General features: G+C 42.0%; 26 protein-coding genes. 25 read left to right on the forward strand and 1 reads right to left on the reverse strand.

The window, feature by feature from the left end; translation table 11 throughout:
- The first annotated feature begins 145 nt into the window (after positions 1–145).
- Positions 146–1,276, forward strand: a complete 1,131-nt coding sequence (gene rpsA / locus ABC357_RS06530) for a 30S ribosomal protein S1 (protein ID WP_412886724.1) — start codon at positions 146–148, stop codon at positions 1,274–1,276.
- 14 nt (positions 1,277–1,290) lie between these two features.
- Positions 1,291–2,313, forward strand: coding sequence for a type 2 isopentenyl-diphosphate Delta-isomerase (gene fni, locus ABC357_RS06535; RefSeq protein WP_412886725.1), 1,023 nt, complete (start codon positions 1,291–1,293; stop codon positions 2,311–2,313).
- Positions 2,314–2,418: 105 nt separating this feature from the next.
- On the opposite strand, the gene ABC357_RS06540 is transcribed toward fni, so the two are convergent.
- Positions 2,419–2,556 (reverse strand): YpzI family protein, encoded by a 138-nt coding sequence (locus tag ABC357_RS06540; protein WP_412886726.1) that lies wholly within the window; start codon positions 2,554–2,556, stop codon positions 2,419–2,421.
- A gap of 118 nt (positions 2,557–2,674) precedes the next feature.
- On the opposite strand from ABC357_RS06540, the gene ABC357_RS06545 reads away from it, so the two are divergent.
- The 23 genes from ABC357_RS06545 (at position 2,675) to ABC357_RS06655 (ending at position 24,432) form a co-directional block, all read left to right on the forward strand.
- Positions 2,675–3,274 carry a YphA family membrane protein gene (locus ABC357_RS06545; protein WP_412886727.1) on the forward strand — a complete coding sequence of 200 codons (600 nt, stop codon included), beginning with the start codon at positions 2,675–2,677 and terminating at the stop codon, positions 3,272–3,274.
- Positions 3,275–3,278: 4 nt separating this feature from the next.
- A complete protein-coding gene (locus tag ABC357_RS06550; RefSeq protein WP_412886728.1) occupies positions 3,279–4,169 on the forward strand; it encodes a YIEGIA family protein in 891 nt (296 codons plus the stop codon).
- On the forward strand, positions 4,170–4,355 hold the full coding sequence (locus tag ABC357_RS06555) for a capping complex subunit for YIEGIA (RefSeq protein WP_412886729.1): 186 nt from the start codon (positions 4,170–4,172) through the stop codon (positions 4,353–4,355).
- A gap of 212 nt (positions 4,356–4,567) precedes the next feature.
- Positions 4,568–5,878: a ribosome biogenesis GTPase Der gene (gene der, locus ABC357_RS06560; RefSeq protein WP_412886730.1), complete on the forward strand. Its 1,311-nt coding sequence runs from the start codon at positions 4,568–4,570 to the stop codon at positions 5,876–5,878.
- 16 nt (positions 5,879–5,894) lie between these two features.
- Complete coding sequence (locus tag ABC357_RS06565) at positions 5,895–6,938, forward strand: NAD(P)H-dependent glycerol-3-phosphate dehydrogenase (RefSeq protein WP_412886731.1); 1,044 nt, start codon at positions 5,895–5,897, stop codon at positions 6,936–6,938.
- A gap of 612 nt (positions 6,939–7,550) precedes the next feature.
- Entirely contained in the window at positions 7,551–7,748 is a 198-nt protein-coding gene (locus ABC357_RS06570) for a DUF2768 domain-containing protein (protein ID WP_412886732.1), read from the forward strand.
- A gap of 20 nt (positions 7,749–7,768) precedes the next feature.
- Positions 7,769–8,488 carry a hypothetical protein gene (locus ABC357_RS06575; RefSeq protein WP_412886733.1) on the forward strand — a complete coding sequence of 240 codons (720 nt, stop codon included), beginning with the start codon at positions 7,769–7,771 and terminating at the stop codon, positions 8,486–8,488.
- 342 nt (positions 8,489–8,830) lie between these two features.
- Positions 8,831–10,309 carry a stage IV sporulation protein A gene (gene spoIVA, locus ABC357_RS06580; protein WP_412886734.1) on the forward strand — a complete coding sequence of 493 codons (1,479 nt, stop codon included), beginning with the start codon at positions 8,831–8,833 and terminating at the stop codon, positions 10,307–10,309.
- A 570-nt stretch (positions 10,310–10,879) separates the two neighbouring features.
- Positions 10,880–11,152: a non-specific DNA-binding protein Hbs gene (gene hbs / locus ABC357_RS06585; RefSeq protein ID WP_019242034.1), complete on the forward strand. Its 273-nt coding sequence runs from the start codon at positions 10,880–10,882 to the stop codon at positions 11,150–11,152.
- Between the two features lie 253 nt (positions 11,153–11,405).
- Entirely contained in the window at positions 11,406–11,969 is a 564-nt protein-coding gene (gene folE / locus ABC357_RS06590; protein WP_412886735.1) for a GTP cyclohydrolase I FolE, read from the forward strand.
- 37 nt (positions 11,970–12,006) lie between these two features.
- Positions 12,007–12,231 (forward strand): trp RNA-binding attenuation protein MtrB, encoded by a 225-nt coding sequence (gene mtrB / locus ABC357_RS06595; RefSeq protein WP_412886736.1) that lies wholly within the window; start codon positions 12,007–12,009, stop codon positions 12,229–12,231.
- A 168-nt stretch (positions 12,232–12,399) separates the two neighbouring features.
- Positions 12,400–13,218: a heptaprenyl diphosphate synthase component 1 gene (locus ABC357_RS06600; protein WP_412886737.1), complete on the forward strand. Its 819-nt coding sequence runs from the start codon at positions 12,400–12,402 to the stop codon at positions 13,216–13,218.
- A 2-nt stretch (positions 13,219–13,220) separates the two neighbouring features.
- Positions 13,221–13,928, forward strand: a complete 708-nt coding sequence (locus ABC357_RS06605) for a demethylmenaquinone methyltransferase (RefSeq protein ID WP_412886738.1) — start codon at positions 13,221–13,223, stop codon at positions 13,926–13,928.
- A gap of 37 nt (positions 13,929–13,965) precedes the next feature.
- Complete coding sequence (gene hepT, locus ABC357_RS06610; protein ID WP_412886739.1) at positions 13,966–14,928, forward strand: heptaprenyl diphosphate synthase component II; 963 nt, start codon at positions 13,966–13,968, stop codon at positions 14,926–14,928.
- A gap of 633 nt (positions 14,929–15,561) precedes the next feature.
- Positions 15,562–16,008 carry a nucleoside-diphosphate kinase gene (gene ndk / locus ABC357_RS06615; protein ID WP_412886740.1) on the forward strand — a complete coding sequence of 149 codons (447 nt, stop codon included), beginning with the start codon at positions 15,562–15,564 and terminating at the stop codon, positions 16,006–16,008.
- 160 nt (positions 16,009–16,168) lie between these two features.
- Entirely contained in the window at positions 16,169–16,942 is a 774-nt protein-coding gene (locus ABC357_RS06620) for a CheR family methyltransferase (protein ID WP_412886741.1), read from the forward strand.
- Between the two features lie 90 nt (positions 16,943–17,032).
- On the forward strand, positions 17,033–18,205 hold the full coding sequence (gene aroC / locus ABC357_RS06625; protein ID WP_412886742.1) for a chorismate synthase: 1,173 nt from the start codon (positions 17,033–17,035) through the stop codon (positions 18,203–18,205).
- A 2-nt stretch (positions 18,206–18,207) separates the two neighbouring features.
- A complete protein-coding gene (aroB, locus tag ABC357_RS06630) occupies positions 18,208–19,293 on the forward strand; it encodes a 3-dehydroquinate synthase (RefSeq protein ID WP_412886743.1) in 1,086 nt (361 codons plus the stop codon).
- A gap of 15 nt (positions 19,294–19,308) precedes the next feature.
- Positions 19,309–19,671, forward strand: a complete 363-nt coding sequence (aroH, locus tag ABC357_RS06635) for a chorismate mutase (protein WP_412886744.1) — start codon at positions 19,309–19,311, stop codon at positions 19,669–19,671.
- A 157-nt stretch (positions 19,672–19,828) separates the two neighbouring features.
- Positions 19,829–20,929 carry a histidinol-phosphate transaminase gene (gene hisC, locus ABC357_RS06640; protein ID WP_412886745.1) on the forward strand — a complete coding sequence of 367 codons (1,101 nt, stop codon included), beginning with the start codon at positions 19,829–19,831 and terminating at the stop codon, positions 20,927–20,929.
- Between the two features lie 22 nt (positions 20,930–20,951).
- Entirely contained in the window at positions 20,952–22,055 is a 1,104-nt protein-coding gene (locus ABC357_RS06645; protein WP_412886746.1) for a prephenate dehydrogenase, read from the forward strand.
- Between the two features lie 18 nt (positions 22,056–22,073).
- A complete protein-coding gene (aroA, locus tag ABC357_RS06650; protein WP_412886747.1) occupies positions 22,074–23,384 on the forward strand; it encodes a 3-phosphoshikimate 1-carboxyvinyltransferase in 1,311 nt (436 codons plus the stop codon).
- Positions 23,385–23,568: 184 nt separating this feature from the next.
- Positions 23,569–24,432 (forward strand): hypothetical protein, encoded by an 864-nt coding sequence (locus ABC357_RS06655; protein ID WP_412886748.1) that lies wholly within the window; start codon positions 23,569–23,571, stop codon positions 24,430–24,432.
- Positions 24,433–24,519 lie beyond the last annotated feature (87 nt).

Raw genomic sequence — 24,519 nt, forward strand, 5'->3', positions numbered from 1 at the left:
ACAAATTATGACCGCTTCCAAAGTGAAGATGTGGTGGCTATTAATAAATGCATATTTTTAGGTTTGAAGCTAACAAAAAAAGGATATAGCATGGTTAATAGTAGTATTTTATACTTTCAGCAGTCATGGGTAAGGAGGAGTACATATGATTGAAGAAGAATATGAAGTAAAAGGTTATAAAGTTGGAGACCAGGTGAAAGGGATCGTTACGAAGGTCGAAGACAAACAGGTTTATGTGGATGTTGCCAATAGTAAAATTGACGGAATCATTCCGATTAGTGAGCTAAGCAGCTTACATGTAGAAAAAGCATCCGACGTTGTATCCGAAGGTGAAGAGCTTGAATTGGAAGTGACTAAGGTTGAGGAAGAGAGCCTTATTCTCTCAAAGCGCAAGGTGGAAGCCCATAATGCTTGGGAAAGATTATATAAACAATTTGAAGATGGAGACATCATTGAAGCAGAAATCAAGGACGTCGTAAAGGGCGGTTTGGTTGTGGACTTAGGCGTTCGCGGATTTGTGCCGGCTTCATTGGTTGAGGATTATTATGTGGAAGATTTCTCTGACTATAAGGGGAAAACACTTACTTTTAAAATTGTTGAAATCGACCAGGAAAATAATCGTTTAATCCTTTCCCATAGAGCAGTCGTCCAGGATGAAAAAAGCAAGAATAAACAGAGCCGCCTAGAAGAAATCGAGCAGGGCCAAACGTTGAAAGGTATTGTCCAACGTTTAACTGACTTCGGTGCATTTGTGGATATCGGCGGCATTGACGGCTTGGTGCACGTTTCCCAGCTATCCCATGAGCATGTGAATAAACCGTCTGATGTAGTCAGCGAAGGCGATGAAGTGGAAGTAAAAGTCCTTTCAGTCGACCGTGACAATGAACGTATTTCATTATCCATTAAAGAAACATTGCCTGGACCTTGGAATAACATTGCTGAAAAGGCCCCAAAGGGTTCTATTCAGGAAGGGATTGTTCGCCGTCTAGTATCATTCGGCGCGTTCGTTGAAATCTTCCCTGGTGTGGAAGGATTAGTCCATATTTCCCAAATTTCCAATAAGCACATCGGCACACCGCATGAAGTGCTGTCGGAAGGGGAAAAAGTGCAAGTGAAAGTATTGGATGTCCATGAAGATGAACAACGATTGTCTTTAAGCATCAAAGAATTGCTTGAGAAAGAACCTCAAGATGCTGATTATGAATTGCCTGAAGAAACAACTGGATTCTCATTCAGCGATGTAATCGGCGACCAGCTGAAAAAATTTAAGAATTAATACGGTGATGTCATTTGTCAAGAACGAAAAGAAAATTAGAACATATAGAATATGCGCTAAAGACTGGCCAAAGCAGACAGACAGGGCTGGATGATGTATCATTTGTCCATGTTAGCTTGCCGGGTATATCTCTTGACGAAGCCTCTCTCCATACAAAAATTGGCGAACTTTCTTTAAGTTCGCCAATTTTTATAAATGCCATGACTGGAGGAGGCGGACCCGAGACTGAAATAATCAACAGAAATATGGCGATTGCAGCTAGAGAAACAGGTGTGGCCATGTCTGTCGGATCCCAAATGGCAGCATTAAAGGATGTCGATCAACGTTCTTCTTATCGAATAGTTCGCAAAGAAAACCCAAAAGGAATCATCTTTGGCAACATAGGGGCTGAGGCAACAGTTGAACAAGCGTTGCAAGCGGTTGAAATGCTGGAAGCGGATGCCTTGCAGATCCATTTGAATGTAATTCAGGAACTGGTCATGCCTGAAGGGGACCGTGATTTTAGTCGAGTATTGCCTACTATCGAAGCTATTTGCTGCCGTCTAGATGTTCCTGTCATTGTGAAAGAAGTCGGTTTCGGAATGAGTAAGGAGACCGTGTCCACGTTAGCGTCTGTTGGTGTCAGCATTGCTGATGTAGGAGGATTTGGCGGAACGAACTTTGCCCAGATAGAGAATGAGAGAAGAAGCAGGATGCTCCACTATTTTAATGATTGGGGCATCCCTACCGCTGTTTCTGTCATCGAGGCATCATCAGTACCGAATATCGAAATTCTTGCTTCAGGAGGAATCCAGAATGCGATGGACGCAGCTAAATGCTTGGCTTTGGGAGCAAGAGGGGTAGGTGTCGCTGGTTATTTCCTGAAAGTATGCAAGGAACAGGGCGTTGAAGCCTTGATTAAAAGCATCGAGGAATTTCATTTTGATTTGGCCGTCATCATGACGGCTTTAGGCGCGAGGACAGTAGAGGAGCTTAGAGAAGCTGATACGGTCCTTTCCGGCGAAACTCTTCAATGGATTAAACAGCGTATGCTTTGAAAAGTCCTTTCTTTTTTTCGATGGGTAAGGACTGGTTGCTTATAGTAGAAATATGGTTGGTTAAAAAAGAACCCATTGCCATTGGCGAGGGTTCTTTTGCTGTTATTAATTATGTTGGTTCGTTTTCCTGGCTTCCTCGGGTGTGTCCAGTACGGTTGCTCCATCATGATGAAGAGACTGGTCCCGGTCGGATTCTACTCTTTTGCTTTTCTTTAATTTCTTTTCTTGGCGATCTCTGCCCATTTTGCTGCACCTCCTCTTACTACTTTCTCATATCCTTCTTAAAATATTCGGCGGATTTTATACGCTTATTGTTTTAGTATGTAAAAATCTGACCATAATGGGTGTGAAAGGTGTTGAAATGATGGAAGGGCTTATCTTTATTTGGAGCAGTTGGCTTTTGATACTTGTATTCTTTTTTTTCTTCTATAAAAAAATTCCGCATCTATTTACAATTTTATTACTCTGCCTCTTATTTATGTCGCAATTCACCATCAAAGCCGGATCAATGCCGATCAATATGGGTGCCATCGGTGTCATATTAATAGCGTGCGTGTATATGTCATCCTTACGGTGGAAGGATCAATTCTGGGTAGGTATTTCTTCGTTTACTATAGCGCTATGCCTGGGAAGCTATGAGTTTTTTTCCTCGATGGAGCCGATTGGTTTTCTTTGGCTGCCTGACTGGTCTGTATATGGAATAATTGTGCTTCTTAGTATTCTCCTGATGAAGAGTAAAGGCCAGAGAATCATCGCCCTAACCATGGGAATGGTGATTCACGACCTCCTTTTTTTAATTATTTATTTCCGTTTTGGCATTCTTTATCCGATTTTGTCACTTGCTTGGCTTGACCATTTGGCTATTGTGACTCTGTTCCATATAGGCTTTTCTGCTTTGCAAATGATAACAATTGGCTATTTGACAAATAATAAAGTCATTCAACATAAGAAAGAGGTATAAGCAGATGCATGATTATTTTTGGCCAATAACAATCGGAACCTTATCGGGTATCCTTACCCGTTTATTTATGCTAAAGAGTGATTATCGCCAATATCCTACATATTTGCATGGGAAAATCATACATTTAGCGCTTGGTGTAATTGCGGCAGGGCTTGGGAGTATTGTAGTGCCTGCTTTATTGCTTCAGGAGTATACAGCGATTACGTTTCTTACAGTGGCTGCATCCCAATTTAGAGAAGTACGGAATATGGAGCGGAATACACTGACAGGCTTAGATGAATATGAGTTGGTAAAAAGAGGAAATACCTATATTGAAGGGATTGCTATTGCGTTTGAAGGAAGAAATTATTTAGTGATTTTCACATCGATGCTCGTAACGGCGGCCTATCTATTTGTTAATATTTGGGCTTCTTTGGCAGCGATCATCATTTGTATCATTTTATCGAAGAAATTAATGTCAGGCGCAACATTGAAGGATTTGGTTGACATTGAATATTGTGAATTAAGGTTTGATGGTGCCGGTTTATATATTGATAATATCTACATTATGAATATTGGTTTGCCTGCACGGCAGGAGGAAATCTTGAGGCATGGACTAGGCTTTATTTTGAAACCTAAAAGCTTTAATGTCCGCACTACCATTGCAAACCTTGGCCAAAGGCAAGCCATTCTGCATGATTGTTCGGTTGCTCTAGGCGTATATAGAGATTCCGGAACGCCTGCACTAGTGCCGCTTGCCAAAAGGGATTTGGATGACGGCAGGATCGGAGTCTTTATTTTGCCGCAGGAAAGGGATATCGAAAAGGCGATGAAAGTGATCGGTAACGTGCCCGCATTGGAAAATGCCATTCGTCTTCCAAGTAAGATAGATAGTGATGAGAAGGGACTGCTGTAAATGGTCATAGAAAAATTCATTTTGGCTGTTGTGACTACTGATAAAGAAAAGGTGCCTGTTGCACAGACTGTTTTCCATTGTGGTACAATAGAGGAAATGGATACGTTTGCGGTTAATCTGGAAGCGATTCTCGATGGAATTGCACACAAATTATCAGAAGATGTATACATAATCGTCAAGCATTAACGTCTGTGTTTGCGATAACACTAGTGATGTTATTGTTACATACCAAAAAATTTGGTACTATAGGATAGTTGCACCCTTCTTATTATAAGAAGGGTTGTTTTGCAGAGCAGGAAGTTAAATGAAAAGAAATATGTGTTTTCTAAAACTGTATTAATAATCATTTCCTTCAAAAAAAGAAAATTGTGTATAGATGAAACGAAAGGATGATGATCATGCCGAAACCTGTTGTTGCAATAGTGGGTAGACCGAATGTCGGGAAATCAACTATTTTCAACCGTATAGTGGGAGAGAGAGTATCGATTGTTGAAGATATTCCAGGAGTGACCAGAGACCGGATATATAGCTCCGGAGAGTGGCTAAATCATGATTTTAATATAATTGATACAGGCGGTATCGACTTAGGGGATGAACCTTTCCTGGAACAAATCCGCCAGCAAGCTGAAATTGCGATTGATGAAGCCGATGTCATTATTTTTATGACAAATGGACGTGAAGGAGTAACATCAGCTGATGAAGAAGTGGCCAAAATCCTCTATCGTTCCAAGAAACCAGTCGTTCTTGCAGTCAATAAAGTGGACAATCCTGAAATGAGAGACCAAATTTTTGATTTTTATTCTTTGGGATTTGGAGAACCTTTCCCGATTTCGGGTACACATGGATTGGGGCTTGGTGACCTGTTGGATGAGGCGGCCAAGCATTTCCCTGCACATGGCGAGCAGGAATACGATGACAGTGTTATCAAGTTTTCTTTGATCGGCCGTCCGAATGTCGGCAAATCTTCCTTAGTGAATGCATTGCTAGGGGAAGAAAGAGTCATAGTCAGCGATATCGAAGGGACTACCCGTGATGCTATCGATTCTCCATATAAGTTCAATGGAAAAGAATATGTCATCATTGATACAGCCGGAATGCGCAAAAAGGGAAAAGTGTACGAAAGTACCGAGAAATACAGTGTGCTACGAGCTCTTCGCGCCATTGAACGATCCGACGTTGTGTTAGTTGTCCTTAATGTGGAGGAAGGTATTCGCGAACAGGACAAGAAAATTGCCGGATATGCCCATGAAGCCGGCCGTGGTGTCATAATTGTTGTGAATAAATGGGATGCTATCGAAAAAGATGAGAAAACGATGAAGGAATTTGAACAGCAAATAAGGGACCATTTCTTGTTCCTTGATTATGCTCCAATTATTTTCTTGTCTGCCAAAACAAAGAAACGGATCCATACATTAATTCCAGTGATTGACAAAGTGAGTGAAAATCATTCATTACGGGTACAGACTAACATCCTGAATGAAATCATCATGGATGCTGTAGCGATGAATCCGACACCGACCCATAAAGGCCAGCGCCTGAAGATTTATTATACGACTCAAGTGGCTGTGAAGCCGCCGACATTTGTTGTATTTGTTAACGATCCAGAACTGCTGCATTTCTCATATTCGAGATTTCTTGAAAATCGAATCCGTGATGCTTTTGATTTCGAAGGTACACCGATTAAAATCTATGCAAGAAAAAGAAAATAAGAAAGTAGTGATGAACATGGAGAAACAACAAAAAGTGGCAGTTGCCGGAGCAGGTAGCTGGGGAACTGCACTGGCGATGGTTCTTGCTGATAATAGCTGCGATGTAAGGCTTTGGGGAAACAAGCCAGCCCAAATTGAAGAAATCAATGAAAAGCATACAAACGGAGCTTATCTGCCAGGCATTTCGTTGCCGGAGGGCATTAAAGGGTTTGCTGATCTTAAAAAAGCGCTAGATGGGGTAGGCACTGTTATTCTTGCTGTTCCTACAAAGGCCATCAGAGAAGTGGTCAAACAGATCAATGAAACTGCCCAAGAGCCATTGACTGTTGTCCATGTAAGCAAAGGGATTGAACCTGGTACACTTATGAGAATCTCTGAAATGATCGAAGAAGAAGCCGATGCGTCTATTGTGAAGGATGTAGTCGTATTGGCAGGGCCTAGCCATGCGGAGGAGGTAAGCTTGCGCCATCCTACAACCGTAACAGTTTCTTCTAAAAATATGAAGGCGGCTAAGGAAGTTCAAGATCTGTTCATTAACCATAATTTTAGAGTGTACACAAACCCTGATTTAATAGGGGTAGAAATAGGTACAGCACTAAAAAATATTATTGCACTTGCAGCAGGTATTACAGATGGCCTCGGCTATGGGGACAATGCAAAAGCCGCCCTTATGACTAGAGGGTTGGCTGAGATTGCCCGCCTGGGAACTGTCATGGGGGCCAACCCATTGACATTTGCTGGATTGACTGGTGTCGGTGATTTGATCGTTACATGTACAAGTGTCCATTCACGGAACTGGCGTGCAGGCAATATGCTTGGAAAGGGCCAAAAGCTTGAGGATGTTCTGGACAACATGGGAATGGTCGTTGAAGGTGTGCGGACAACCAAGGCAGCCTACCAATTGGCAGAGAAGTATAATGTAAAAATGCCAATCACGATGGCATTGTATGGTGTTTTGTTTGATGGGAAGAATGTACGTGACGCAGTGGATTCTCTGATGTCGCGCGATAAGACCTCTGAGATGGAGGACCTTGTCAACATTCTGGAGGCCAGCAAATAAGCGATTAGTTGTTTTCTGCATAGTTTGGCGGCACCTGATGGAATCGCTTCGCATATGATGCAATGTAATAGAACAAGACTCGACAGACCTGTGTGGGATGTGGATTTTAGTCAAAAGCAGGAGGTAGCCAGTGGCTACCTCCTGCTTTTTTGATATTTAGGAAAATATATAATGGTTCATTGGTGGATAACTGTTGATCCTATAGCTGCAAGCGCCACCCCCTCGAGGTCTTAAGCTGTGCCACTGTCAAAGGCGAAGAACAGCCTTTGTCAGAGCCCCTGCTTAAGTTTGTCGGGGGTAAACAGGAGCTTTCCGCTTTTGGTTTCATCCAGCTGCAAGCGCCACCCCCTCGAGGTCTTAAGCTGTGCCACTGTCAAAGGCGAAGAGCAGCCTTTGTCAGAGCCCCTGCTTAAGCTTGTCGGGGGTAAACAGGAGCTTTCCGCTTTTGGTGCCGTTTAACATTCATCTTTATGGCTTGGGATACGCGGTTCTATGGGGAATGCTGCTATAAATTCATTTTTCTTGTTCATTATGGAAAAGTTTGTACTATAATGGAATGGAACATGTGTATTTTTATGGATGTACAGTAATTATTTGGGGAGTGACTAAAAGATGACACCAGGATTGCAAAAAATGTGGATATCGTTCATAGCTATGGGCTTTATGATCATTTCACTGTTCAGCATTTATTTCAGCCGGTATAAACTGAAAGGCTTTTTTAAGGCTGTAACAGCTATTGTAGCGTACATACTGATGATATTGGCGGGAATTATAATTGCGGTGGTCGTATTGAGCGGGCCGACAAACTGAGGGAAGTTGGAGTTATGCATATGAAGAAAACATACATTGCGGCAATACTGATTATTGTTATGGCTGCTTTAACAGGATGCATGTATCCCCAAAGCGAAAAGACAGAGAATAAGATTGGATATGAGGACCAGGTTTCATCTGTCCAAAAAGCTGTTGATCAATTCAGGGCTGACCAGGGGGGGCTTTTGCCCATAAAAAATATGGATGCAACAGTTCCATATTACCAAAAATATCCAATTGATTTCAGTAAATTAAAAGCAAAGTATTTGGCGGAGCCTCCCGGCAATGCATTTGAAAGCGGAGGGGTTTTTCAATATGTGCTGGTGGATGTTGAAAAGCAGCCAAAAGTAAAAATTTATGATTTGCGGATTGCTGAAGCCATTCAGGATTATAATATGAGATTGAGGATGTACTTGGATGAACATAAATACCCGCCGTATAAGGAAACGCTTGCAAATTCTGTTTATGTACTCGATTATAAAAAATTGGGCTATGAAGAAGCCCCAGTTGTTGAGAGTCCCTATAGCCATACTAAATTAGGCATCATTTACGATGCTAAAGGTGGTTTGTATGTCGATTATACGCCTGATTTATTGAATGTACTTGAGAAGAATAAACACACTTTCAAAAGCGGGGAGGACATCCGCCCGGCTTTAATGGGGAATTCTTTTTACGCACCTGCCTTTTCCCTTCCTTATACAGTCAATGATAAAAACCAGCCGATTTTTCTCATAAAGTAGGAATAACCCTTTTTCTGCAAAATATATTGTAGGAGAAGGGTTTTTTTTATAGAAATTACGAGTAACATGCGGACATAGTACCTTATCATACAGCAATAAGCCGATATAGCTATACTTTATATGACATTTGTTAATTGGTGTTCCGAATAATTCATTTTGGTTTTCGCTGGTGTTGGCATATAACCTAGTTTGTAGTCGGTATGCAGGTGAATGCCATTCATTTTTAAGTGGAGGGGGAAAAAAGAAGCATAATTCTATAGGACAACGTCATAGATATATACTGTTTTAACTAATACATCTGGATAGTATATTCCAAGCATTCTAATATCGGGAGGGAATCTCGTGGAAAAAGTAGATATTTTTAAAGATATAGCCGAACGCACCGGGGGGGACATTTATCTTGGCGTTGTTGGTGCAGTTCGGACAGGTAAATCAACTTTCATAAAGAAATTTATGGAATTGGTCGTCATACCGAATATGGAAAATGAAGCTGACAGGGCAAGGGCAATGGATGAGCTTCCTCAAAGCGCTGCCGGAAAAACGATCATGACGACAGAGCCGAAATTTGTTCCGAACGCCGCTGCCAGCATCCGTGTGGAAGAGGGACTGGAGGTCAATATCAGGCTGGTGGATTGTGTCGGCTATACAGTGCCAGGCGCTAAGGGGTATGAGGACGAAAATGGGCCGAGGATGATCAATACACCGTGGTATGAGGATCCTATCCCTTTCCATGAAGCGGCTGAAATCGGCACCAGAAAAGTGATTCAGGACCATTCCACGCTTGGGGTGGTTGTGACAACAGATGGGACAATAGGAGAAATACCGCGAAAGGACTATCTGGAAGCTGAAGAACGTGTTATCGAAGAATTAAAAGAGGTAGGAAAACCCTTCATCATTATCATCAATTCAGTACAGCCTTTTCATCCCGATACCGAGGCTTTAAGGGTGAAATTGGAGGAAAAATACAATATTCCCGTCTTGGCGATGAGTGTAGAAAGCATGCGTGAATCAGATGTCATGAATGTATTGAGGGAAGCCTTGTACGAATTCCCAGTTTTAGAAGTAAATGTCAATTTGCCGAGCTGGGTCATGGTGCTTCGGGAAAATCATTGGCTGCGGGAAAGTTATCAGGAAGCAGTCAAAGAAACGGTAAAAGACATCAAGCGGCTGCGTGATGTGGATCGTGTAGTTCATCAATTCATCGACTTTGAATTCATAGAAAATGCTAGCCTTGCAGGGATGGAAATGGGCCAGGGCGTTGCAGAGATTGATTTGTACGCGCCTGATGAGTTATACGATTCCATTTTAAAGGAAATTGTCGGCGTCGAAATCCGCGGAAAGGATCATTTACTGGAATTGATGCAGGATTTCTCCCATGCAAAAGCTGAATATGATCAAATTGCGGATGCATTGAAGATGGTCAAACAGACGGGATATGGAATTGCTGCTCCTTCATTGGTCGATATGAGCCTGGATGAACCAGAAATAATCCGTCAGGGACCACGGTTCGGCGTTCGGCTAAAAGCGGTCGCGCCTTCCATCCATATGATCAAAGTGGATGTGCAATCTGAATTTGCGCCAATTATTGGCACGGAAAAACAAAGCGAGGAACTTGTCCGTTATTTAATGCAAGATTTTGAGGATGATCCGCTTTCCATTTGGAACTCCGATATATTTGGAAGAAGTTTGAGCAGCATTGTGCGGGAAGGCATCCAGGCAAAACTTTCACTAATGCCGGAAAATGCGCGCTATAAACTGAAAGAAACCTTGGAACGAATCATAAATGAGGGATCGGGTGGATTGATCGCCATTATCCTTTAATGAAATGTATAGGCTGATCCATGTAAAATCGGATCAGCCTTTTAGCTGTTTTTGACTGAAAAAGAGTTGAATCTGCGGAGGATATTTTGGCTTCCAAAACCACGTGCAGCCTGAATTTTTAGGGATATGTGTCTTGTGTGGGGATGTAAAACTATTTTGTCACAAAATAGTAATAAAAAGGGTTAATGACCCCTTTTTTGGGGAAGAATGGCATATTAACGTTGGAATTCAGAAATTATTGCAACAAATCCTTAAAAGATTACCATTATTTATTGAATTCTCTTGATAACGAGAAATGATTATGATAATCTACATACAGTAAATCAGTTAAGGCGTTGCCATTCTTGGGTTTTACTTCGTTTTTTAACTTTCTGGACAGGTTGTCAAATGAGAATTGCCACTTGATTTCTTTTCGGAGATAGAGTAGGATAAAAGTCGAATTTTGACACGATCCTATGTTCGGAAGTTATTAATAAATTATTAACTTAAAATGTAAACCTTCATTGTACAACATGGGTAGTGTTATATGAATGTTGAAAATGAAATTCCTTTTGGGAGGAGGTGAATGGCATGAACAAGACAGAACTAATTAATGCAGTTGCAGAAGCTAGCGAACTTTCTAAGAAAGATGCAACAAAAGCTGTTGATGCTGTTTTTGATACAATCTTGGACGCTTTGAAATCTGGCGATAAAGTACAACTTATCGGATTCGGTAACTTTGAAGTACGTGAGCGTGCTGCGCGTAAAGGTCGTAACCCACAAACTGGTGAAGAGATCGAAATCGCTGCAAGCAAGGTACCTGCTTTCAAACCAGGTAAAGCACTTAAAGATGCTGTAAAATAAGGTACATATAGCTATTTGAATATGTATAGTGAAAAAAGGGCCGCGATATGTGGCCCTTTTTTTGATTGTGTTTTCCTATCTGTGCTAATATGTTAATATGAATTTTTATAAAGATAAATTAATATAAAAGGGAAAACCTTTGCCAATTGGATAAAGAAGGACCCTATAGAAAATAGATGATAATCAGTATGCATATAGAGTACACTCAAAAGCGTGCGTATAGATGGTCTCAGTGATGGAGGAAGAAGAGAGAATGACAAAAGTAGATCATGCCAAGATTGAACAGGCAATAACGATGATTCTTGAAGCTGTGGGGGAAGATCCATCCAGAGAGGGTTTGGTTGATACTCCGAAGCGTGTAGCAAGGATGTATGAGGAGATTTTTTCCGGTTTGCAAGAAGACCCGAAGGAATATTTCCAAACGATTTTTGGTGAAGAGCATGAAGAATTGGTACTCGTGAAGGATATCCCATTTTACTCCGTATGCGAGCACCACTTGGTCCCTTTTTACGGCCATGCCCATGTGGCATATATTCCGCGCAATGGAAAAGTAACCGGATTGAGCAAATTGGCGAGGGCAGTAGAATCCGTATCCAAAAGGCCTCAACTTCAAGAACGGATTACATCAACGATCGCTGACAGTATTTTGGAAAGCCTTGAACCTCATGGAGTTATGGTGGTTGTGGAAGCAGAGCATATGTGCATGACGATGAGAGGGGTCAAAAAACCCGGTGCAAAGACAATCACTTCAGCAGTCAGAGGGATTTTTGCTTCGGATGCAAGGTCGCGTTCAGAGGTGCTTTCATTAATTAAATAAGCTTTCTATACAGCATAATGGATTGGAGGAGTATTAAATGGGCGAAAAGAATGAAGAATTTATCATTATAAAGGCGAAAGAAGATGGAGTGAATGTGATCGGATTGACTAGAGGATCTGATACGCGATTTCATCATTCTGAAAAGCTGGACAGCGGCGAGGTAATGATTGCCCAGTTCACAGAGCATACTTCGGCCATAAAGGTCCGCGGCCATGCCCAGATATTAACAGCATTCGGTGAAGTGGAAAGCGAAAAAAAATAAGAGGAAGAAGCTGTATTTCCTTTTTTAGGTCATGATAAAAACTGCTTGAAAGCAAGAATGCTAAAAGGTTTTATGGTATAATGACAATGGCTTTTCGGATGAAAAGCCGGATCATATGAGAGTAAGTGATTGCTGTTATATGGAAATCAGGGTACAAGGGTGATAATAATGGAAAATCTTGTTTCGTATAGTAAAGAATTGCGTGATTATATCCTATCAAAAGCATATCATCCATACTTGCGCCGCTACTTGAATGAGCCATTCATTGACGAACAAAAAATTCTGTTGCTCTTATTGATTCTGGACGGGCTTAAACTTTCCAGTGAAGAAAAAAAACAATATATTTGTGCAACTTTATTGGTCCAATCTGCATTGGATGTACATAATGATGTGACCTCCTTTGAAGGGCAAGCTGAAGAAGATGCTTTGAAATTAAGACAACTTACTGTATTGGCAGCAGATTATTACAGTGGACTATACTACAGCATCCTTTCTGATATGGAGAATAATGACCTTATTCAATCTCTTTCAGAAGGAATTATGGATATCAACGAAAAAAAAATCGTTTTATATGAGAAGCACTATACGGATGTATCCTCCTTGCTGGAAACAGTCAAATGGATTGAAGCGTCCTTGCTTATAAAAGTGGAAGAATGCTTTACAATCCCCCGGTACAAAGGTTTTCTTGGGAATATCCTACTGTTGGAACGATTGATGAGGGAACAACAGTCATTCATCAAAGAGAAAGAATCTCCTGTTTACCAAGCGTTCTCGAGATTGCTTTTTTCAAAGGATACAAAAGTGTTGTCTTCAGATGAAAGGCATCGATTGATGGAACAAGTGGATAATCAAATGCAGGAAATCTATGCTGCCTGTGTTAATGAGTTGCAGCAAAATTCTTTGCAGGATTCGCCGTTAACCGTCTTTTACAGAAAACAATTGCAGCATGAACGATATAAGATGAAGTCATACGTGGAAGAAGGGTAATTATGCAATCATCAAAGGAAGAAAAAGTACATAAAGTCTTCGAGAATATTTCGCAAAATTACGATAAGATGAATTCGGTCATTTCTTTTCAGCAGCATATCAAATGGCGGAATGCGACGATGAAAATCATGGATGTTAAACCTGGCTCAAAAGCACTGGATGTCTGTTGCGGAACGGCTGATTGGACGATCGCTTTGTCAAATGCGGTAGGTGAAGAAGGCCATGTGACCGGTCTTGATTTCAGCGAAAATATGCTCAGTGTCGGACAAGAGAAAGTGAAGGAATTAAACCTGCATAATGTGAAGCTGATTCATGGGAACGCTATGAGCCTTCCTTTTGAGGACAACAGCTTTGATTATGTGACAATCGGATTCGGCCTCCGCAATGTTCCCGATTACCAAACAGTGCTGAATGAAATGAACCGGGTCCTAAAGCCAGGAGGGATGGCAGTTTGCTTAGAAACATCACAGCCAACCATGCCTGTTTTCCGGCAAGGATATTATTTTTATTTTAAGCATATTATGCCTTTATTCGGTAAGCTATTTGCCAAAAGCTATAACGAATATTCATGGCTTCAGGAATCGGCATCTGAGTTTCCCGGCATGAAAGAGCTTGCCGATATGTTCAGAAAGGCCGGCTTCATGAATGTTTCCTATAAAGGGCATACAGGCGGTGTTGCCGCAACCCATATTGGTTATAAAAGCAAGTAAAGAAAGCAATTGATGAAATTAAAGCTGGGTGGTTCGTATGAAATATAAAATGTTGTCCTCCTTTTTAAATGGAGATTTACAAACGATAGAAAAAGAGTTGGCAAACAGCATCCAGGCAAGTGATCCTCTGTTGCAAGAAGCTTCCCTCCACTTGCTGCAGGCTGGAGGGAAACGGATTCGCCCAATTTTCGTGCTGGTGGCTGCGAAATTCGGTCAGTATGATATCCATGTCGTAAAAAAGGTTGCAATGGCATTGGAATTAATCCATATGGCTTCATTGGTGCATGATGACGTCATAGATGAGTCGCTGATGCGAAGAGGTGCGCCTACTGTCCAGGCGAAATGGAATAATCGTGTAGCCATGTATACCGGCGACTATATTTTTGCCAGATCGTTAGAATTAATGACGGAAGTAAAAAATCCGGAAGCCCATAAGCTTTTATCCAATACGATTGTAGAAGTTTGCTTGGGTGAAATAGAACAAATCCGCGATAAGTACATATTTGACCAAACTGTTTCTAATTATTTCCGCAGGATTAAAAGGAAAACCGCCCTTCTTATAGCCACCAGCTGCCAGCTTGGAGGCATTGTTTCCGGGGTCGAGGAAAGCATGCATAAAACGCTATTTAAATTTGGGTATAATGTCGGCATGTCCTATCAAATCATGGATGATATTCTTGATTTCACTGCTTCCGAGAAAGTATTGGGAAAGCCTGCAGGCAGCGATTTGAAACAGGGCAACATTACTATGCCTGTTTTGTTCGCCATGCAGCATGAACAATTGAGGGAAAAAATCGTCACTGTCCACGAAGGAATCTCTGATGGTGAAATGAAGGAGATCATCGAGGATATTAAGGCATCCGGGGCTATTGAACAGTCGATTGATATTAGCGACCGTTTTTTACAAAAGGCTTTTGATGAATTAAAAAAATTGCCGAATGTAAGGGCACGTAAAAATATGCAGGATATTGCCAAATTCATAGGTAAACGAAAATTTTAAGAGAAAAATGTTCAACGAAATGCGCAATCGTTGAACATTTTTTTTATTGGAAAAGAGCAAGCCGCAGCGGCTAGGCCCTCGAGGATCGGGCCTGATCAAGCCCCCTCCGCTTTTCTTCACTGTCCAGCCTTGTGCCTGGCATGCTCGGAAATAAGCCCATCCATTTCGGAAGCAAGGGGAACGCTTCCTGTATGGCTTGTCTTATTTCTGCCGCATCCCTGATTCTTTTTCTTGAGGAAAAAGAATCACCGGTACCGGCTTTTCTCTTGTCTAGCTGCAGTCGCTAGGCCCTCGAGGTCTCAAGCCGAGAATAGTCAAAGGCAAAAATCAACCTTTGAGCTATTCCCGTCTTAAGCTTGTCGGGCCTGATCAAGCCTCCTCTGCTTTTCTTCACTGTCCAGCCTTGTGCCTGGCATGCTCGGAAATAAGCCCATCCATTTCGGAAGCAAGGGGAACGCTTCCTGTATGGCTTGTCTTATTTCTGCCGCATCCCTGATTCTTTTTCTTGAGGAAAAAGAATCACCGGTACCGGCTTTTCTTTAATAGTTGCTAAAATTCTGATTAAGTGATACTATTTGTTAGGATTGTCCAATTTGTGCAATCTGACATACATATTTGAAGGAGTGAAAGAAGATGGAAAAAACATTTTTAATGGTTAAACCTGATGGCGTTCAACGTCAATTGATTGGAGATATAGTTTCACGTTTTGAAAGTAAGGGCTTTCAATTAGTAGGCGCTAAATTGATGCAGATTCCGACTGAATTAGCGGAGAAGCATTATGGCGAACATAAAGAGAGACCTTTCTTTGGCGAATTGGTAGATTTTATCACTTCCGGACCAGTTTTCGCTATGGTTTGGCAAGGAGAAAATGTCATTTCTGCAGCACGCACAATGATGGGCGCTACAAACCCTAAGGATTCTCAACCTGGCACAATCAGAGGCGATTATGCTGTGACAGTCGCTAAAAACATTATTCACGGTTCTGATTCACCGGAAAGTGCCGAAAGAGAAATCGGTTTGTTCTTCAAACAAGAAGAGCTTGTGGAATATACTAAACTAATCAATGATTGGGTTTATTGATTCTTCAATTGCTTATTGTTTAGTTTGAATGGAAATCCTGCGAAGCATCGCAGGATTTTTTTAAATACTTTTACTTTTTTTCGGTAAACCATTTTTTGTGATGGATGAATTCGTTATACTAGATACAAGAATTTCAGCCAGATAGGGAGCAGGGGTGCAAATGCCAAATGATTTTAAAGAGTTTATTATACATATTAAACAGTTGACCGGTATTGATTTGCATTTATATAAAGAAGCACAAATGAAAAGAAGGCTGACATCACTATATGAGAAACGCGGTTTTTCTTCATTCATGGACTATTACCGCCATATTAAGGGCAATCAAAAAGCCTTGGATGAATTTTTGGACCGTATGACAATCAATGTCTCTGAGTTTTATAGGAACGGGAAGAGATGGGATGTCCTCGACCGAAAAATATTGCCTCGGCTTATGAAAGAGAACCGAAAGCTGAAAATTTGGAGTGCAGCTTGTTCAACAGGGGATGAGCCGTATACTTTGGCCATGATGCTCCTAAAATACATGCCGCCCTCCCAATTCAGTATTTTGGCGACCGATATTGATGATATCGTCCTAAATCATGCGAAAGTTGGCCGCTATGATGAACGATCGCTAAAAGAGCTGCCGGTTGAATATAGGCAGAAACACTTTACACAAAACGGCCATTTTTATACCGTAAATGACGATGTGAAAAGATGCATAACGTTTAAGAAGCAAAATCTATTACGTGACCCTTTTGAGTCTGATTTTGATTTAATAGTATGCAGAAACGTCCTCATTTATTTCACGGAGGAAGCTAAGGATATGCTTTATAAAAAATTCAGTACTTCTCTTAAGAGCAATGGCGTCCTTTTTGTTGGGAGCACGGAGCAAATTTTTAATGCCGGACAGTATCAGTTAGAAAGTGAAGAAACCTTTTTTTATAAAAAGATATAATGGATTACATATTAATTAAATGACAATAGGGAAAGACCTATGTTATATTGTTACATAAAAGCTTTAAAGCACTAAAAGGAGATGGATAATTTGCGATATTTAACAGCGGGGGAATCGCATGGACCACAGTTGACGACCATTATAGAAGGAATGCCGGCTGGGCTTCCTGTTACGTCTGAAGATATTAACAAAGACTTGGTGCGGCGCCAAAAAGGACATGGCCGCGGCAGGAGAATGAAGATTGAAAAAGACCAGGCTCTGATTACATCAGGGATCAGGCATGGTAAAACCCTTGGTTCCCCAATTGCACTTGTAGTCGAAAATAATGACTGGAAGCATTGGACGAAAATCATGGGAATTGAGCCGGTTGAGGAAAAGGACATGGAGGATATGGCGCGTGTTGTTACCCGTCCCCGTCCTGGACATGCAGATTTAAACGGAGGATTAAAGTATGGACATAGGGATTTGAGAAATGTCCTGGAACGATCTTCTGCCCGTGAGACAACAGTTCGTGTCGCTGCTGGCGCCTTGGCTAAAACCTTGCTGGCCCATTTAGGGATAAAAGTAGGTTCGCAAGTGGTGAAAATCGGGGGTATCCAGTCGAATGTGACAGCTTATAGTTCGATTGAGGAGCTGCAGCGAATTACAGAAGAATCTCCAGTCCGTTGCCTTGATCCAGAAGCTGGGCAAAAGATGATGGATGCAATCGATGCAGCCAAAGAAGCTGGCGATTCCATCGGTGGAATCGTCGAGGTTGTTGTTGAAGGGATGCCAGCGGGCGTAGGCAGCTATGTACACTATGACCGCAAGCTTGATTCCAAATTAGCTGCAGCCATATTAAGCATCAATGCATTTAAAGGGGCTGAAATCGGCATTGGTTTTGAAGCTGCTGACCGTTTTGGTTCGGAAATCCATGATGAAATTGCGTGGAGCGAGGAAAAAGGATACTATCGCCTTTCCAACAGGCTCGGCGGCATAGAAGGCGGAATGTCAACAGGGATGCCGATTGTAGTAAGAGGGGTCATGAAGCCTATTCCTACCCTGTATAAGCCCTTAAAGAGTGTTGATATTAATACAAAAGAAGTTTTCCAGGCGAGTGTTGAACGATCTGATAGCTGTGCCGTACCGGCAGCTGCTGTGGTTGCGGAGGCTGCTGTGGCATGGGAATTGGCGAATGCCATCATGGAACAGTTCCCAAGCGACAACTTTGACGGTTTGAGAGATTATCTGCAGGTATACAGAAAACAGCAAAAGGAGTTTTAAACATGATGAAAGAACTTGCCATTGAAACATCCGACAAAACATATCCCGTCTTTGTTGGCCGGGAAGCGTTGGGTCATTTGCCTGCGTTTTTGAAGGAACAGATGGCAGATGCCTCAAAAATTTGGATCATAGCGGATGAAAAAGTAGCATCTCTGTATATGGATAAATTGATTCATGTTTTATCGCCTGCCTATAGCGATAAAATGGTCATTACCATTGTTCCGCCAGGGGAATATGCCAAAACGTTTGCCGTGTATGAAAGCTGCCATAAGGAAGGCTTAGAGCATCAAATTAACAGAAAATCTGTTGTGCTGGCTTTTGGCGGGGGAGCAGTCGGAGACCTGGCAGGATTCGTAGCGGCAACTTATATGAGAGGTATTCGCTTTATCGGCATACCAACCACGCTATTGGCACATGACAGTGCAGTAGGGGGAAAGACGGCCATCAATCATCCGCTCGGAAAAAATATGGTGGGGGCCTTCCATCAGCCTGAAGCCGTTTTTTATGACTGGAGTTTTATCCATAGCCTTCCTGAAAAGGAATTACGCTCTGGTTTTGCCGAGGCTGTCAAGCATGGGCTTATTCTCGATGAAGAATTTTACTACGAAATGATGGATAATGTTTCTGCAATGGATGACCTGAAGGGGGGCTTCCTGGCCTATATTCTCACAACTGGAATTTCGATCAAGGCTTCAATTGTCAAACAAGATGAAAAAGAACAGGGTGTAAGGGCTTTTCTGAATTTTGGCCATACGCTGGGACATAGTATAGAGGCAAATGCAGGTTATGGAAAGGTGACACATGGCGAAGCAGTTTGGATCGGAATGCTATTCGCACTTCATTTAAGCATGGAAAAAACAGGCCTTAAGTTTGACTTGGATCATTTTATAGATTGGAGTAAACAGTTGGGATACAGCCTGTCGGTGCCTGAATGCAGGTTCGAAGATTTGGTTGAAAGCATGAAAAAGGACAAAAAAACAACGGGCGAAGAAATTACGTTTGTTCTACTGGAGGCATTAGGGAAACCGGTGCTGGTGACATTGCCGGAGGATGAAGTGTTACATAGTTTGCAGACATTCTTTAGATGAAGAGGGGGAGAACGCATGACACGAGGTGTTAGAGGAGCGACAACTGTAGAAGAGGACAAAGAGCAGGTTATCGTTAGACAAACGGAGGATCTGCTTAGGGAGTTGATCGGGCAAAACGGGATAGAAGCAGAACATGTCTGCTCTGTAATCATTTCGGCAACGTCTGATTTGACGGCAGCTTTCCCTGCAAAGGCATTAAGAAATATAGATGGTTGGACTTATGTTCCGGTTATGTGCGTACGTGAAATAGAAGTGCCTGGTTCATTGGAGAAATGCATTAGAATCATGCTGCATTGGAATACGGAGAAAAGCCAGCAGGATATTAACCATGTATATTTAAACAGAGCAGTTTCACTGCGTCCTGATTTGATTAAATGAATGAAGGAATAAAACACCCCTTTATGGGTGTTTTGCTATATAGTTAAAGAAAAAATATTTAGTATCTTCAGTCAACATGTACATCCGTTTTTGTTGCCGCTTAAGAGGGGCAGTTATATGGTTGTTTGAAAACTATGATTAAAAGGGGAAGATGAAAATGAAATGGAAACAAAAAATTATTGGTTTGAATTCCTACCAGCCAGGAAGAACTATCGACGAAGTGAAAAAAGAGTATGGCCTCGATAAAATTAGTAAACTGGCAAGCAATGAAAACCCATATGGTTACTCGCCGCTCGTTTCTGAAGCGCTTCGGCAAGGAACTACACATTTCGAATTATACCCCGATGGTGCAGCTTCAAATCTAAAACAAGCCCTATCCAAATATACGGGCCTTCCGAAAAGCCAGTTGATTTTGGGCAATGGCTCTGATGATTTGCTTAGCATTATTTCAAGAAGCTTGCTGCAACCAGGCAATAATACGGTAATGGCAGCTCCATCCTTCTCACAATATAAACATAATGCCTTAGTGGAAGGAACCGAAATTAGAGAAATTCCGCTTATCGATGGTAAGCATGATTTAAATGCCATGCTGGCAGCAATAGATGAAGAGACAGCTGTTGTATGGGTCTGTACGCCTAATAACCCTACCGGTGTCTATATCACTGAATCTGAGTTGATTCCATTCCTTGAAGCAGTGCCTGAAGATGTCCTTGTGGTATTGGATGAGGCTTACCGTGAATATGTAGTGGCGGATGATTACCCGGATAGTCTTGAATTAATCAAACAATATCCAAATGTTATTGCACTCCGGACATTTTCTAAAATCTACGGCCTGGCATCTTTCCGTGTCGGCTACGGTTACGGAAATGAAGCCATCATCAGCCAATTGGAGCCAGTCCGGCAACCATTCAATGTCAATACACTTGGCCAGGCGGTAGCTGAAATTGCATTGGAGGATCAGTCTTTCATCAGCCAATGCTCCTCCTTAAACCGTAAAGGTATGGAAAAGCTATATGCCTTCTGTGAAGAAGAAGGACTTCATTATTTTCCATCTCAGGCGAATTTCATTTTAATGGATGTTAAAAAAGACGCAAATGAAGCATTTGAATATCTTATGAGCAAAGGATTCATTATCCGTAGCGGCCAGGCGCTCGGCTATCCGACCTATATCCGCGTAACGGTAGGGACAGAGGAAGAGACAGAAGGATTCTTATCGGAGCTTCGCGGTTTTTTGGAAAAACAGAAACAAGCAAACTAGCATAATAAAGGAGTTGGCTTCAGTGAGAGGAAGAGTCTTTATCATCGGCCTTGGTTTAATCGGCAGCTCAGTGGCGCTGGCCATTAAGAACACCCATCGTGATGTTGTCATGAGCGGTTATGATATAAACCAAAACAGTATGCAGCTTGCCAAAGCTCTTGGTATAATCGATCTCATTCCCTCTACGGTCCAGGAAGGTGCGGAAGAAGCAGATCTTATAATCATTGGGACCCCGGTTAAGCAAACAGAGGAAATATTGAACACATTAGCGGAGTGCTCCCTTAAGGAACGGTGCATAATCACTGACGTAGGCAGCACAAAACAAAAAATCACAGAGACTGCACAGATATTGGAAGTGACTGGGGCCACTTTCATTGGAGGCCATCCAATGGCGGGGTCCCATAAAACGGGCCCTGCGGCAGCGAAGGCTCATCTTTTTGAAAATGCCTTTTACTTATTGACCCCGGGAGAAAAGGTGGAAGAAAAAAAGACAGCCGAATTAAAAGCATGGCTTCGCGGTACAAAAGCGAACTTTTTGGTTGTCCCACCAGAAATGCATGACCAATTGACTGGCGTCATATCCCATTTCCCGCATATTATCGCAGCAGGACTCGTTCATCAGGCCAAAAAGACCACTATCGGAAATAATCTGGTAACTCGTCTGGCTGCTGGCGGATTCAGGGATATTACCCGGATAGCCTCCAGCAGTCCTGAAATGTGGAGAGACATCCTCTTGCATAATAGAGAAAATCTATTACAATTAATGGACGAATGGGTGGACGGAATGCAAGCTGTCAAAGGGTATTTGTTGGAAGAAGATAGCGACAGCATCTATTCCTTTTTTGAAGATGCTAAGACTTTTCGGGATGATCTGCCGATCCGCTCCCAAGGAGCTATTCCTTCCTTTTATGATCTGTACGTAGATGTGCCCGACTATTCAGGTGTCATCTCAGAAATAACAGGCTACTTGGCGAAAGAGCATATTTCCATAACCAATATTCGTATTTTGGAGACTCGTGAAGAACTATATGGAGTGCTTGTTATTTCTTTCCAAAACGAGGATGATCGAAAAGAAGCGGAAGCCTGCATCGAAAAATATACAAATTATGGCGTTTATATAGCCTGAGGAAAGTGTTGGGGTAAAATGACAAATCAAGTCCTACAAACAAGAGTGAAAGAACTCAATGGAACGGTGTCCGTCCCTGGTGATAAATCGATTTCCCATAGGGCAATCATGTTTGGTTCGCTAGCTGATGGACAAACAGTAGTCGATCATTTTTTAGAGGGTGAGGATTGCCTGAGTACGATATCCTGCTTCAAAAAATTAGGGGTCGATATTGAACGAGAAGGCTCGAAAGTGGTCATTAACGGAAAAGGATTCGGCCAGCTGAAGGAATCCAAAGAGGTACTGGATGTCGGCAATAGCGGTACAACCATTCGCCTAATATCGGGTATTTTGGCTTCGCTTCCTTTTCATTCTATCTTGATCGGTGATTCATCCATCGGAAAACGCCCGATGTCTAGAGTGGTAGACCCGCTTAGGGAAATGGGCGCACTGATTGATGGAAGGGAGAATGGCAAGTATACGCCTCTCAGCATCCGTGGAGGTTTGTTAAAAGGCATCACATATGAGATGCCTGTAGCGAGCGCTCAGGTTAAATCTGCAATCCTTTTAGCGGGGTTGCAGGCAGAAGGCAAGACGACAGTCATTGAAAAAGAATCGACCCGGGACCATACTGAACGAATGCTCCGCAATTTTGGAGTGGATGTCCATAAAGAAGGGAAGTCCATTACTCTTGCAGGAAAGCAGACATTGAGGGGCACTGCTATTAAGGTGCCTGGAGATATTTCTTCAGCTGCATTTTTTATGGTTGCTGCCGCCATTGCGCCAAAGGGGTCCATCAAGCTGGAAAATGTAGGTCTTAACGATACAAGAGCGGGCATTATAGAGGTGTTAAAGGCAATGGGGTCCCACATAATTGTTCAACAAATGTCGGGCGAAAATGAAATGGAACCGTATGGAACGATAACCGTACATTCTTCCACATTGACAAGTACTGATATAAATGGAGATTTGATCCCTCGCTTGATTGATGAAATTCCTATTATTGCCTTGCTGGCCACGCAAGCAAAAGGACGGACAGTCATAGCTGATGCAAAAGAATTAAAGGTTAAAGAGACAAATAGAATCGATACGGTCGTTTCTGAGCTTCGGAAAATGGGGGCTGATATAACCGCAACTGAAGATGGCATGGTGATCAATGGTCCGACACCTTTGCACGGGGCGGAAGTGGATAGCCATGGCGACCATCGGATAGGAATGATGCTTTCTATCGCTGCGTTGTTTGCTGATGGAGATGTCAATCTTCAAAGAGCGGAAAGTATCGCAGTTTCATATCCTACTTTCTTTGAAGATCTAAAACGAATTACAGATGAAGAAAAGAAGAACCAATAGGGGTTCTTCTTTTCTTTCATTATGCAGTTCCTGTTTTTAGGTATTTATAACCTGTCCGAAAAGTGTTATCCTGTTAAAAGCTTTTCGTAATCAGATATAATTGAAATGAATAGGATTCCTGTTTTTTTGAATAATGGGAAAGCTACGTTCATATATTGACATATAACCGAAAGGGAGCGGTCATATGTCGTATATTGTTGAGCAATTATCTCTTTATGAAAACGGCCAAGTGAGAAAAACAAATTTGGTGATGAAGGATGACTTGGTATACGCAAGAGACATACCGGTAAATAGAATGAGTTTTATGCGGCTAAATTTGGACAACCACATTTTACTTGCGGCAGAGACAATCTTCGGAAGTGTGGAACAATGGCTTCATGGAGGAAACAGATATGCGGATGCTTGTATCCGCATGGGGGCAACAACTGTCATATTTGCTATGGAAATAGACTATGAACGCCAGTTTGACAATCTGTTAAAGAAAACCAGGAAAGCTCTGGCTTCCTTTCCTTTGGACTATGTCATTATCGCTAAGGTGCCTATGGCACTGGTCAGGCCTTCTCTTTTAAGGCGCTGCAAACAAAACCATATTCCAGCTGTAATTGTAGCAATTGAAGCAGGGGGAGAAATAGGGAAAGTGGCTTGGAGCAGAATGAGAGAAGCCATTTTTCCGTACAAAATGGTTTTTGTTCCTGAATATGCAGTATGTTCGGACAAGCAGAAATATGATTGGCAGACATGCATGCAAAAGGATAAGCTTCCGCATTTGCAAGAACCGCTAAGACTAAATGAACATTTGCCAAAGGATGCGCTCAAAAAATTCGGCATCTACCCTTTTAAAGGAATTATTCGCAACAATGGAGAAATATCGTATAATGTCATCAAAGAAAATGACCTGAATTGTTTAATTCCATTGAAAACGACGTATCATGATTATATACAATATACAGTATTCCACAATAAAGTTATCCGGGCTGGCAATGAAACGTTTATCCCAGAAAAGCCAGGTGCACAAATGGACATTGCCGTACCCGGTTTTTTTCAATAAGATATGTTAACCGCGGTTGTTGATCTTCTGAAAAAAGACCAGGCGGAAACCTTGGCGGTTGCTTAACCGAAACCGTTGTTTGGGTCA

The sequence above is a fragment of the Bacillus kalamii genome (assembly GCF_047238185.1).
GTDB lineage: Bacteria > Bacillota > Bacilli > Bacillales > DSM-1321 > Bacillus_AD.